The sequence below is a fragment of the Mesorhizobium sp. M0664 genome, from assembly GCF_040320565.1.
Lineage (GTDB): Bacteria > Pseudomonadota > Alphaproteobacteria > Rhizobiales > Rhizobiaceae > Mesorhizobium.
This window is the reverse complement of the sequence record NZ_JAMYPW010000002.1, coordinates 162,440-174,799: the sequence shown is the minus strand read 5'-3', so window position 1 is coordinate 174,799 and position 12,360 is coordinate 162,440. Positions and strand designations below refer to the sequence as shown.

Below are 12,360 nucleotides of genomic sequence, written 5' to 3'. Positions count from 1 at the left end.
GAATGAAAAATCATGGTAGCAATCAAGGACAAGGTCAAAACCTTTATCGTCGACAACTTCCTGTTCGGCGACACGTCCTACGAGCTTGCAGACACCGCATCACTGATCGAGAACGGCATCATCGACTCGACGGCCGTGTTGGAGCTAGTGGCATTCATAGAGGATGATTTTGGCATAGCGATGGTCGATGCCGACATCGTACCGGCCAATCTGGATTCGATTGACCGTATCTCAGCCTTCGTCAAGGCAAAAGCAGAAGCGCTGGCAGCATAGGCGCCATCGGTGAGGAGCGTCCGTGCGGATCGAACATTTTCTGACGGCGAAGGCCGCTGCCCATCCAGCCAAAACGGCATTGATCACCGAGCACAAAAGGCTGTGCTACAAAGAGCTGGACGATCTCTCGAGCCGCTTGGCCGCCGCCCTTTTTTTGAATGGCGTCAGGCGCGACGACCGGGTGCTGATCTTCATGGACAATTGCTGGGAGGCTGCGGTTTCGATTTTCGCAGTTCTTAAAGCAGGCGCGACTTTCAGTCCGATCAACGCATCCACCAAGGCCGAAAAGCTAGCCTACATCATCGCCGATTGCGATGCCGCCGCGATCCTCACGCAAGCAAGACTGATGCCCGTGGTCGCCGAGGCGTCCGGATCCTCCGGCGAGACGTCCTCCGGCAAGACCGGCATCTTCGTGGCTTCCACCGTTGCTGCCGATAGCCAATGCCCGGCAGGGGCCACATCCCTGGCGGAGTGCTTGACGGTCCAAGTCAGGGAGATTGACCATCGCGGCGTTGACGTCGATCTTGCGATGTTGATCTACACCTCGGGCTCGACCGGCCGGCCCAAGGGTGTGATGATGACGCACCGCAATTGCGACGCGGCGGCCGACTCCATCACCAACTACCTGCGCAACTCGCCCGACGACATCATCTTGAATGTTCTGCCCCTCGCTTTCGACTACGGCCTCTATCAATTGCTGATGGCCGTCAGGCTCGGAGCCACGCTCGTGCTCGAGAAGTCCTTCGCTTTTCCCCAGGCGGTCTTTGAACGCATCCGCCAGGAAGGCGTCACCGGGCTTCCGCTCGTGCCCACGATGGCAGCGATGATCCTGCAGTTGAGGGACCTGGCGCCGGGCTTCCTGCCCAGCCTTCGCTATATTTCCAACACGGCGGCTGCCTTGCCGCCGCCTCACATAGAACGCCTTCGGTTCCTTTTCCCCGGTGTCAGGCTCTATTCGATGTATGGCCTGACGGAATGCAAGCGCTGCACCTATCTGCCGCCCGAGGAGCTCGACCGCCGGCCGGGCTCGGTCGGAATAGCCATTCCGAACACCGAAGCCTTTGTCGTCGACGACGAGGGGCAACGGGTGCCGCCGGGCGTAGCGGGTGAGCTGGTCATTCGCGGGCCGCACGTCATGCAGGGTTATTGGCGAAACGAAGCTGCGACGGCACGAGCCCTGCGCCGGGGTCCGAACCCTTGGGAGAAGGTTCTCTACACCGGCGATCTTTTCAGGGCCGATGAGGAAGGCTTTCTTTATTTCGTCGGCCGCAAGGACGACATCATAAAGTCGCGGGGAGAGAAGGTGGCGCCCAAGGAAGTGGAAGCCGTGCTTCACGCTCATCCGGGCATCGCGGAAGCGGTGGTTGTCGGTGTGCCGGATCCCGTGCTCGGGCATGCGATCGGCGCAGTTATAGTACGGTCCGACCCGGCGCTTACCGAAAAGGATATCATACGTCACTGTGCACGCCACCTTGAGGACTTCATGGTCCCCAAGGTCGTCGAGTTCCGCCGCGAGCTGCCGAAGACCGATACCGGCAAGGTCAGCCGTCGGCTTGCGGCAGAAACCATGGAGGCCGCGCAATGAATGTTCGCCCGACCGAGGATGCGCGGACCTTTCTGGCGCAGGCTCTGGCAATCGACCTGATCACCGAAACGGACCGTATCGTAACGGCCTTGCGCCAGCAGTTGCGCGGGCTTCGCAAGCGGGGCCTTGTGCTCGGTCTTTCGGGCGGGATCGATTCGAGCGTGTCGGTCGCGTTGGCGGTACGAGCCGTTGGCCCCAAGAATGTGCTTTGCCTGTTCATGCCGGAAAGCGATTCCGATCCTGAAAGTCTGCGGCTCGGCCGCCTCGTCGCCGAAACTTTCGGTGTCGAGGCTGTGACGGAGGATATCGGGCCGATCCTGCGCGCAATGGGCTGCTACAGGCGTCGCGACGCCTTCATCCGCGAATTGGTCCCGGAATACGGCGAAGGCTGGGCTTCGAAGATCGTGATCGCGAACGCCCTTGAGGGCGGGGGCTACAATATCTCGTCCCTGGTGGTGCAAGACCCGGAGGGCAAGCAGACGAAACGGAGAATGCCGCTGCCTGTCTATCTCGGCGTCGTCGCCGCTACCAATATGAAGCAGCGCACCCGCAAGCAGATTGAATACTATCATGCGGATCGCCTGAACTTCGCCGTTCTTGGAACCCCGAACCGGCTGGAATACGATCAGGGTTTCTTCGTGAAGAACGGTGACGGCGCCGCGGACGTCAAGCCGATTGCCCACCTCTATAAAACACAGGTCTATGCGCTTGCGGCCCATCTCGGTATTCCGGAAGAAATCCGCAACCGGCCTCCGACCACCGATACCTACTCGCTGGCGCAGACCCAGGAGGAGTTCTACTTCTCGCTTCCCTATGACCGTATGGATCTTTGCCTTTACGGTCTCAACAACGGCGTGGCGGCTGAGGTGGTGGGGCAGGCGGCGGGGTTGGCCGCCTCACAAGTGGAACACGTCTGGGCCGATATCATCGCCAAACGCAAGGCGACGCGTTATCTGCACATGCGTCCGCAACTCGTCGAGGAAGTCGAAGAACTCGGTACCTGACCTGCTTCGAGACCGGCCACGTCCCAGGCCGCCGTCATGGCCGAGATGGGCGGGAAGTTGCCGTTCGTCTCATCTGCGAGAACGAGCACGTTGCGCCATATCCGGACCCATGCCAGTGATGCCGTGAATGTTAAGTCTCGGCTCCGATGCCGACGTTCCGCCCGAGTTCGAAGACTGACCGCGACCGTTCTGCGGCCTTCGCATCGACAGCGCCAATGAGCGGCGTCCCACATCCCACTCCTTGTGTCCATTGGGAGGGGTCGTTGTGGACCAAGCCCTACTACCCAGGCTTGTGACGAAGCCGATCCAGCGCGTCTCGAAGTGCATTGGCGGCATCGCCACGCTCGTCAGGGGACATCAGCTCCGGTTCAAGTTCCAACCTGAAGTGCGGCAGCTCGGTCCGAACAGCACGACGAGCGGCCGCCAAATTGGCCTTCAGATCGATGACGCGGTAGGTGGCGACGGGATAGGCGATCCCCTTGACCTGGACTTGCCCCAGTTCTTCACAGTCGATTGCGTCCTTCACTTGCGCAAACGTCTCGTAGGAAATGAGGATTGTCCCCGGCGGCGCCTCCTGCTCCAGGCGCGAGGCGAGATTCACGGCGCCGCCGATTATCGTGTAGTCCATCCGGTCCTCGCTGCCGAAGTTACCGACGGTGCAGTAGTCGGTATGGATGCCGATGCGACAGCGCAGCGGTGTTTCGATCCCCATGTCCCGCCAGACTTCGGCAAGCTCGCTAATCCGCTTTTGCATTGCAAGTGCCATCTGCGCGCAAGCCAGCGCGTCCTCCTTGACGCCGCGAGTCTCGGGATCGCCGAAAAACATCAGGATCGCGTCGCCGACATATTTGTCGATCGTAGCGCCGTGATCCGAAGCAATTTTCGACATTTCCGTCAGATAGTGATTGAGGAGTTGGGTGAGATCCTCGGATTCCATTTTGTCAGTGGTCTCGGTAAAGCCCGCGATATCGGAGAAGCATATTGTCAGTTTCTTCCGCTGGCTGGCGATCCTGACCTCCTGGCGGCCGGTGAATATCGAGCGATACACTTGGGGCGCCAGATACTTCGCCAGCTTGCTGGAAAGCGCCTCCAGAACCACGGATTTCTCGGCGAGGTTCTCCTCCCTTTGCTTCAGCTCAGTGATATCCGAATAGACGGCGACCGTGCCGCCGGCGCTGATCCGCCGCTCGCTGATCATGACCCATCGCCCGTCGCCTCGCCGCTGCACCCAAGGTTCGCCAGGGTTGCGGTCCCGCGAGAGGCGCTCGGCGACCCACTCCTCGACCCGCCCCTCGGCGTCCCTGATGTAGCCGCGCTCAGCGGATCGGCGAATGATTTGCTCGAATATCGTGCCGGGCGTCAGTTCGGTCTCCAGACCGGCGTAGAGCAATTCGCGGTAGCGGCTGTTGCTGAGGACGAGCCGGTCCTCCCCGTCGTACAGAGCGAATCCTTCGGAGATGCTTTCGATGGCATCGATGAGCCGCTGACGAGCTTCCGCAACGTCGCGCAGGTTCTTTTCCTCGACCTCGACGGCAGTATCCCGGAAAAGTCTCAGCGCTTCGGCCATGCGCCCGATTTCGTCGCTGCCCGCGGCTGGCAGCGGCGCACGAAGGTTGCCCCCCGCAATCGCGAGCATGCCCTGGCTCACGGCCCCCAGTCGGGCGAGGAGGCTGCGGTCGACATACAGCCAGACAACCAGAACCGAACTCAGGAGGCTGAGGAAGGCGGAGCCGAGCACAACCGCGGTGCCGTAGCGCTGGACGAGCGCGGCTTCGCGACCGGACGCAGCGATCTCCTGGTCTGCCGTGGCGACCAGGCGATCGACGCCAGCGGTGAGATTGCGCGACAGTCGATTGTTCTCGGCCAGAAGCCTTTCGCCGTGTGCCAGGACAGCAAACTCGTCCTCCCGCGCCTTGGGGATGCTGCCCTCGCCGTCGGTCAAGCCCTTGAACTCATCGACACGCTGCCGAAAGCGGGTCCGCAGCTTTTCGTCGATCTCCGTGGAAACCTTTTCAAGAGCAGTGAGCGAACGGCGTAGCGGAAAAAGGATCAACGCCAGGTCGCCCGGCGTCGGCGCGTTCGCGACCTTCACCAGCGCGTCGTTGACTGCCGAGATCTCCAGCTGCGCCTTCTGCTGGGGGATGTAGGCCGCAATCGCCTGGACCAGGTCGGCCATCGCCGCTGCGCGTCGATCGGGCGACAGCGACGTGTCGGCCGCGACCGCCCGCCATTGCGGCAGCCTGGAATCCATCACTAGGATGCCGGTGGCGACAAGGCGCTGGCTTCCGGTTGTCGTCGCGGCGAGGCGGTTCAGGAGCTCCTCCTTGCGGGCGACCACGTCGAGCCGGGCGACAACAAGAGAGTCGAGCTCCTTCAGGTTGCGCCTCAGAACAATCGCGGCTTCCTCAATCTCGGCCAAAGGCACTGTGCCCAACGTGGCATCCCGGAGGTCCGTGCGCAGGGCCTCAAGGCGGGACATCTCGAGCGCGACGGCAGCCGAGACCTCGCTGTGCTGAGCCCTGCTTGTCGCTGCCAGCACCGATGGCGCGGCAGCAGCGACCCGTTCGGCCTGGCGCGACAGCTGGAGGGAGGCGAGCGCCGACGGCACTCGATCCGTGGTAATTCGGTCCACGACGTCGCCAACCTGGAGGAAGGCATAAAGCGCCGCAGCCGTTGCCAGCACCGCAAGGGCGCTGATCCCGAAAAAGGCGAGCAACAGCCGGCCACGTATGCCGAGGCGTTCAAGCATCTCGGCGAGTCGGAACAGTCCGGCCACACTGGTCTGCATCAGACTAGACATCTCAGCCGGCACGCCGGCGATCAGCGAACCCTATTCAACCGGCACGTACTCTCCGCCGCGCCAGACGTACCAAACCCAGCTCTGCTTCGTGAGGTCGCCCTTGTCGTCGAAATCGACCCGGCCGATCACGGTGTCGAATTCCTGTTCGTGCAGTGCCGCAATGACGGCCTTCGGCTCCAGCGAACCTGCCTTCGAGACCGCCTGGGCCCAAACCTGGACCGCGCAGTAGCTCAACAGCGTGTAGCCCGCGGGTTCGAAATTCTCCGCACGGAACTGCTCAACGACCGCGGCCGCTTCGGGGCTTCGCCTCGCGTCCGCCGGGAACGTGAAGAGGGTCCCCTCCGCCGCGGGGCCGGCGATCAGGGCAAATTCCTCGGTCGCCAAAGCATCTCCGGATATGAGCTGAACCGTGTAGCCACTGTCGTGTGCAGCGCGAGCAATCAGCGCAACCTCGGCATGATACCCACCCACATATAAGGCGGAGACGCCGGCGGTCTGCAACGTAGCGACCTCGGCCGAATAGTCGTCCTTCCCGGGAATGTATGCGTCGTAAACGGCCTCAGTCACGCCCCGCTTGTGCAGCTGCTTCCTGGTCTCGTCGGCGAGACCCTTCCCATAGGTCGAGTTGTCGTGGAGGATCGCAATCTTCTTGTTGCCCCAGCGATCGGCAAGGTAGTTGCCGGCGATGAAACCTTGCGCGTCGTCGCGGCCAATGGTGCGAAAGACATTGGCACGGCCCTGTTCGGTCAGCTGCGGATTGGTCGAGCCTGGGGATATCTCAACGACGCCCGCCTCCTCGTACACTTTTGATGCGGGGATCGAGGCCCCGGAGCAATAATGCCCGACGACGAGCACGACCCCGTCAGCCACCAGCTTCTTGGCGGCCGCCACAGCTTGCTCGGGATCGCAGAAGTCGTCGACCGAGATGAGCCTCACCTTCTGGCCGAGCACGCCGCCCGCCGTGTTGACGTCGGCCACTGCCATCTCCGCGCCGCGCTGTCCCTGCTCGCCGATCCAGGCGAGCCGTCCCGTCATCGCAGCCGAGACGCCGATCAGCACCTCCGCCCGTGCGGAGCTGAACACGGCCGCGAGAACCAAGATCAGTATGGCGATGATGCGGTGCATGTGTGCACCCCCTTAACTGTAGCTTACGCCAATCCCGTCAAAGCCGACAGCCCCTTCGGCAAGCGCGACTGTCTCGGGCTGCTATTGCAGCGCACACCCAATTTGGCGAAGCAAGCATACACTGGAATGGCGTGTCATAACTTCGTTCGCTGAGGTCGGAATCGCGCGCCAAATCCGGACGTTACCACTGACCGGAGTGAGCGTCGTGATTGGGTCACGGAGCGTCATGCGACGCTCCCAACTGGATGACGGCAAAGGGTCGAACTCGGTCGTTCAGAGTGATTGGGTTTTGACCCAAGCACTCTGCAGCCAAGTGGAAACGCGCCTAAAATAAATAGTTAGAGCGGGATGCCCGCTTCAACTTGAACGCATCCCGCTCTAGCTGAAGCGGCTCCCGATAAGCCGGCTCCACTGCTCGCCCGCAAGGCCGTTCAGGAAGACTTGCGAGTCCTTCATCGCGTCCAAAAGCTCTGGATCGCGTGAATGTACCACCGTTGAGGCAACGGTCAGGAAAGCAATGCGTCGTCCAAGCATCGCCTCCAGAAGTGCAGGTTGAATACGTCCGCGCAGGCCGCTGACGCCGCGCGCGGCGGCGTGATCGATCAGGCAGTCAATCACCGGGCCCGCCTGGCCGGGGAGGGCGAAGATCTGCAGCACGCGACCAATTTCATACTTCCGTGCGTAGTAGGCGAAAGCGCCGACATTGGTGCCGACTGGCGACGTCACACAAACGTAGACAAGCTCCCCCAGATCCGGCTTTTGTGCCGCATCTGTCAGGATGTGGTCGAGTTGATCTTCCGTCCAGTCAGGCCGCAGGGCGAATTGAGCGGTAAACGGTTCGATGAGCCTGGCAAATGCATGGCTGTCGATTTCGGATGTACGAAATGCTCCGTGGCCTGCCCCGTCCACCGCCACACCCGACCAACGTCGTTCGCTGGACGTCATCCTTCTGCAGTAAAATCGGTCGACTGCACGCGCCAGCGGATTGAGCATTCGCGCAAGCGCCATGCGATTGGCGGAAAGGCTGAGCATGAAGGCCGCGGGGCGCATCACACGGACCCAGTCAAGGCTGTATTGCGGCAGGACCACGCCGCGCAGCCGGGTCCACAATTTCACGGAAATATCGTTGGCCGTCTCGCTGAAGGAGATGTCCTGCGGACCATCCAGGTAAGCTTTCAGCAAGCGGGCGCCGGCCAGCGGGTCGTGCTCATGGTCCTCGACCATGAGCGAGCTACAGATGGCCGCGCGTAGTTGTCGGCCGTTGAACGTCATCGGCAGGACGTGGACGCCGACAAATCCGGAGACGCGACCGGCGTCGTTGACATGGACAAGCGACCGGAGGTTGTCTGCGCAACCGGGCGCATCCAGATAAAACCGTTGCATGTATTCCACGAGAGAGGCCGGCGCTTCGGTCCTCTCCTTCAACAGCACGCGCTGAAACATGTTCGCAACTGCCGGGAGGTCGGCGCCTTGCAAGGCGCGAATGACGCTCAAGCCCGGCTCCCGCCACCAAAGTCCCATCCACCGAGCTTCCGGGCCAAGGCGACGCGAGGCACGAGAACATCGGGCGCGCGTTCCAACTCGACGCCCATGAAGCCGTGCAACCTCGGCCAGTTGGCATCGCCCCGGTGACCGAACGGAGTGCTGAATTGCTGCGGCAAGGTGGAACCCTTTGCTTGACCGACGAAAACCGGCGTCATTGCTGCTAGCAGATTCAGGTAAACCGATATTAAAGTCGTTGCTTTGAATGGTAGCGAACCGGGTTTGTCCGGGCCCCATAGCTGGACATCAGCAATTTTGGTTCCTGGCGGACTCTAAACGACCAGCGGCATGAGTTGCGTGCTGCGCGCCGAACCGTTTCGGCTGGCCAAAGTTTCGCGTGGCGGCTCTTGACTGGGAGCGCGGGCGTAATACGGTGAGGACAAATACCGGCTCCGACCGCCGGGCGGCAAGAATGCCTCGTATGCCTCGCCCTGCGGCGGTGGCTGCGGGGCATTGTCATTTTTGAGGCATTGCTTGAAACGGCATATCGACATCGGCATTCTCTATTCGCGGTCCGGCAACTACCGGCTGGTGTCCGAATCCTGCCGTGCGGGTGCGATGAACGCCATCGCCGACGTCAACGGCGATCTCGCTATCCCATTCGAATTCATCCCGATCGAGCGCGACCCGCAGGGCAACATCGATCGCTATGCAAGCGGCTGCGCGGACATTCTCGCCAACAGCGGCGCGCGTCACATCATTGGCTGCGTCACCTCGTGGAGCCGCAAGGAGGTCATTCCAATCCTGGAAAGGGCAGGCGGCACGCTGTGGTACGCCTGCCCGTACGAGGGCTTCGAAGCCAACGAGCATGTCGTCTACACACACGCCTGCCCCAATCAGCATCTCGTACCGCTGCTCGCCTATGTCGTGCCTCGTTTCGGCGCCGATGGCTTCCTGCTCGGTTCCAACTACATCTGGGGCTGGGAGACCAACCGCGTGGCGCGCGACCTGATTGCGGACGCTGGCGGCAAGGTGCTGGGCGAACGCTATCTGCCGCTCGGCGAGGTCGATGTTGCGCGGCTGATCGCGGAGATACAGGCGACGAGACCTGATTTCATTCTGAACAATCTCATCGGCCCTTCTTCTTATGCCTTCATCGCTGCCTATGCGGAGCTTGGCCGGCGCGACCCGCATTTCAGGCCGGAGCGTTGCCCGATCCTGTCCTGCAATCTCACGGAATGCGAATTGCCGGCGCTCAACGGGGCAGGCGATGGCCACCTTTCCGTTGGGCCCTATTTTCACGACATCTCGGGGGCGGATCGCGGTGCGGTTCCAGTGCCTTCCGTCATGCCGGCCTCATCCTTCGAGGCGGCGGCTTATGCCTCGGTGCGCATGCTCGCCGAGATCCTCACCCTTAACCCCGGTGCACAATGGACGGACCTTCCCAAGGTCTTTTCCGAAACATCATTTCGAACGCCGCTGGGCGACATCGCCATCGACCAGCAAACCCAGCATGCTACCTTGCCGGTGCTAATCGGACGTATCGATGGAACATCGTTCAAAACGGTCACACTGACGAAGGGCGTGGCACCCGATCCCTACCTTTCCCGCTATGACCGGACGGAGACGTTCGGGCGGCCACGCCTGCGGGTGGTGTCGTGAGCAAGATGGCGCGTATCCCGAACCTTGGAGGCGCCAGGGCTTTTGTCCTGCATCGTCCACATCCGACCGTGCAGGCGATCACAAGGCAATTGTCGGCCATCGGCCTTGAGGCGATTGGCTTCTGGCCGGAACTGCCGGCCGAAGCCTTGGCGGCGGACTTCGTCTTCTTCGACGTCGATCTCGGCTTTGACGAGCAATTTCCGTGGAAGCCGGGCGAGGCGCCGATGCCGCTGATAGCACTGATCGGCTCCGAGGCGCCGGGGCGCGTCGAATGGGCATTGTCGCACAAGGCCGATGCGCAGTTGCTGAAACCGGTCGGCAATGCCGGCGTCTATAGCGCACTTTTAATCGCAAGGCAGAGTTTCGAGGCGCGCAAGCTTCTGGCCAGCGAGATTGCCTCGCTTCGTCAGCGGGTCGCGGAGCGCCAGACCATCGTACGCGCGGTAGAGGTCTTGTCGAAGGGCGCCGAGGACGGCCGTGCCTATGCGCAGCTCCGCTCGCTGGCGATGAGCTGGCAAATCAGTGTCGAGGAAGCCGCGCGCAGGATCGTGGCGATGACACAAGAAGAAGGCGACGATGACCAATCCGATCGCGCCTGAGCTTTCGGCCGCCGGGCGTATGCCAGCCAAGCCTCGCGCCGGCGTCTGGCGACGTCTGCTAAAACGGCCTCTCGCTTTGCTCGGCCTCGGGATTATTGCCGTTGTCTTGGCCGGCGCCATTCTTGCACCGTGGCTGACAGGCTACGATCCAAACGAGCAGATGTTCGACGGGCTCACGCTTGAAGGCGCGCCACTGCCGCCGGGAGCCCAGTTCTGGCTGGGCACCGACCTGCTTGGCCGCGACCTGCTGACCCGTCTCCTATTCGGCGCGCGCACGTCGCTGATCATCGGCATCGTCGCCAATGGCGTGGCGCTTCTGATCGGCACGCTGGTCGGCATCACCGCCGGCTATTTCCGCGGCTGGATCGGCAGCGCGCTTATGCGCTTCACCGATTTGATGATGGCTTTCCCGGCGCTGCTGCTCGCCATCTGCCTGGCGGCGGTGCTCCAGCCGAGCCTGTGGATCGTCGCCATGGTGATCGCATTGGTGAACTGGGTGCAGACCGCCCGCGTCATCTACACCGAGACAAGTTCGCTCTCCGAACGCGAGTTCATCGATGCCGAGCGCACCATCGGCGCTAGCGCTCCACGCATCCTGTTCCGCCATATCCTGCCACATCTTTTGCCGACGATCATCGTCTGGGGCACGCTCGGTATTTCGACCACGGTGCTGCTCGAAGCGACGCTCAGCTATCTCGGCATCGGCGTGCAACCGCCGACCGCGTCATGGGGCAACATCATCTTCGAGAACCAGACCTATTTCCAGGCCGCGCCCTGGCTGGTCTTCTTTCCCGGTGCGGCAATCCTGGCACTGGCGCTGGCCTTCAACCTGATCGGTGACGCACTGCGCGACATCCTCGATCCGACGCAAAGGGGGCGGGCATGATCGCCTATCTCGGCCGCCGCGTTGTCCAGTCGGTGCTCATCTTGCTCGGCGTCTCTCTGATCACCTTTGCGCTGCTCTACCTGCTGCCCGCCGATCCCGTCCGCCAGATCGCCGGCCGCAGCGCCACACCCGAGACGGTCGAAAACATCCGCCGGCAGCTCGGCCTCGACCAGCCCTTCGTCGTCCAGTATTGGCACTATCTGACCAGCCTTCTCAGCGGCGATCTGGGGCGCTCCTACATTCAGCGCTCGGAGGTCACGGAGCTTATCGTCTCGCGGCTGCCGGCAAGCCTGCTGCTGATGGTCGGCGCCATTGCCTGCGAAGTCGTGATCGGGCTGACGATGGGCCTCATCGCCGCCGTCAAGCGTGGCACCGCCACCGACCAGTCGCTGATGGTCGCCTCCTTCGTTGGCGTCTCGGCGCCGCAATTCGTCGTCGGCCTGATGCTGCTTTATGTGTTCGCGGTGCGGCTCGGCTGGTTCCCGATCGGCGGTTACGGCACCTGGCGTCATCTGGTGCTGCCGTCGCTGACCATGGGAATTCTCGGCGCCGGCTGGTACGCCCGCATGATGCGCTCGTCGATGATCGACGTGCTGCGCCAGGACTACGTGCGTACCGCGCGTGCCAAGGGTCTTGCACGCAGCGCCATTATCCTCCGGCACGCGCTGCCCAACGCCATCCTGCCGGTCATCGCCATGATCGGCATCGATATCGGCATCTTCATGGGCGGCATCGTGGTTGTCGAAAGCGTGTTCGGCTGGCCAGGCATCGGCCAGCTAGCCTGGCAGGCCATTCAGCGCATCGACATTCCGATCATCATGGGGGTCACCCTGGTTTCGGCCTTTGCCATCGTGCTCGGCAATCTCCTGGCCGACACTGTCGCACCGTTCATCGATCCACGCATCAAGCTCAGATGAAAACCAAGAAAACCAGAGAAAGGGAAC

General features: G+C 62.1%; 10 protein-coding genes. 7 read left to right on the top strand and 3 right to left on the bottom strand.

Annotated features, from left to right (window positions below):
* The first annotated feature begins 9 nt into the window (after positions 1–9).
* From NKI39_RS03560 to nadE, 3 genes are read left to right on the top strand one after another with little or no spacing between them, the layout of a single operon-like run.
* Positions 10–273 carry an acyl carrier protein gene (locus NKI39_RS03560; RefSeq protein ID WP_352470706.1) on the top strand — a complete coding sequence of 88 codons (264 nt, stop codon included), beginning with the start codon at positions 10–12 and terminating at the stop codon, positions 271–273.
* 22 nt (positions 274–295) lie between these two features.
* The gene (locus NKI39_RS03555; protein WP_352470635.1) at positions 296–1,858 is read left to right on the top strand and encodes a class I adenylate-forming enzyme family protein; all 1,563 of its coding nucleotides are present in this window, start codon (positions 296–298) and stop codon (positions 1,856–1,858) included.
* Positions 1,855–2,862, top strand: coding sequence for an NAD(+) synthase (nadE, locus tag NKI39_RS03550; protein WP_352470634.1), 1,008 nt, complete (start codon positions 1,855–1,857; stop codon positions 2,860–2,862). The genes NKI39_RS03555 and nadE overlap by 4 nt, the downstream gene beginning before the upstream one ends.
* Positions 2,863–3,142: 280 nt before the next feature.
* Here nadE and NKI39_RS03545 read toward each other — a convergent pair whose 3' ends face one another.
* The 3 genes from NKI39_RS03545 to NKI39_RS03535 all read right to left on the bottom strand — a co-directional run bounded on the left by NKI39_RS03545 (position 3,143) and on the right by NKI39_RS03535 (position 8,281).
* Positions 3,143–5,611, bottom strand: a complete 2,469-nt coding sequence (locus tag NKI39_RS03545) for an adenylate/guanylate cyclase domain-containing protein (protein ID WP_352830924.1) — start codon at positions 5,609–5,611, stop codon at positions 3,143–3,145.
* A gap of 81 nt (positions 5,612–5,692) precedes the next feature.
* The gene (locus NKI39_RS03540; RefSeq protein ID WP_352830696.1) at positions 5,693–6,787 is read right to left on the bottom strand and encodes a branched-chain amino acid ABC transporter substrate-binding protein; all 1,095 of its coding nucleotides are present in this window, start codon (positions 6,785–6,787) and stop codon (positions 5,693–5,695) included.
* 378 nt (positions 6,788–7,165) lie between these two features.
* The gene (locus NKI39_RS03535; RefSeq protein ID WP_352830694.1) at positions 7,166–8,281 is read right to left on the bottom strand and encodes a hypothetical protein; all 1,116 of its coding nucleotides are present in this window, start codon (positions 8,279–8,281) and stop codon (positions 7,166–7,168) included.
* Positions 8,282–8,803: 522 nt separating this feature from the next.
* Here NKI39_RS03535 and NKI39_RS03530 point away from each other — a divergent pair.
* Genes NKI39_RS03530 through NKI39_RS03515 form a run of 4 tightly spaced genes read left to right on the top strand, consistent with a single transcriptional unit; the run spans position 8,804 to position 12,333 of the window.
* Complete coding sequence (locus NKI39_RS03530) at positions 8,804–9,931, top strand: transporter substrate-binding protein (RefSeq protein WP_352470631.1); 1,128 nt, start codon at positions 8,804–8,806, stop codon at positions 9,929–9,931.
* Positions 9,928–10,530, top strand: a complete 603-nt coding sequence (locus NKI39_RS03525; protein WP_352455770.1) for an ANTAR domain-containing response regulator — start codon at positions 9,928–9,930, stop codon at positions 10,528–10,530. The genes NKI39_RS03530 and NKI39_RS03525 overlap by 4 nt, the downstream gene beginning before the upstream one ends.
* Before the next feature lie 19 nt (positions 10,531–10,549).
* The gene (locus tag NKI39_RS03520; RefSeq protein ID WP_352470704.1) at positions 10,550–11,416 is read left to right on the top strand and encodes an ABC transporter permease; all 867 of its coding nucleotides are present in this window, start codon (positions 10,550–10,552) and stop codon (positions 11,414–11,416) included.
* Positions 11,413–12,333, top strand: coding sequence for an ABC transporter permease (locus NKI39_RS03515; RefSeq protein ID WP_352470630.1), 921 nt, complete (start codon positions 11,413–11,415; stop codon positions 12,331–12,333). The genes NKI39_RS03520 and NKI39_RS03515 overlap by 4 nt, the downstream gene beginning before the upstream one ends.
* Positions 12,334–12,360: the final 27 nt, after the last annotated feature.

Coding starts and splice junctions, on each gene's coding strand:
- NKI39_RS03515 (WP_352470630.1), top strand. CDS start 11,413: ATGATCGCCTATCTCGGCCGCCGCGTTGTCCAGTCGGTGCTCATCTTG.
- NKI39_RS03540 (WP_352830696.1), bottom strand. CDS start 6,787: ATGCACCGCATCATCGCCATACTGATCTTGGTTCTCGCGGCCGTGTTC.
- NKI39_RS03520 (WP_352470704.1), top strand. CDS start 10,550: ATGCCAGCCAAGCCTCGCGCCGGCGTCTGGCGACGTCTGCTAAAACGG.
- nadE (WP_352470634.1), top strand. CDS start 1,855: ATGAATGTTCGCCCGACCGAGGATGCGCGGACCTTTCTGGCGCAGGCT.
- NKI39_RS03545 (WP_352830924.1), bottom strand. CDS start 5,611: ATGCTTGAACGCCTCGGCATACGTGGCCGGCTGTTGCTCGCCTTTTTC.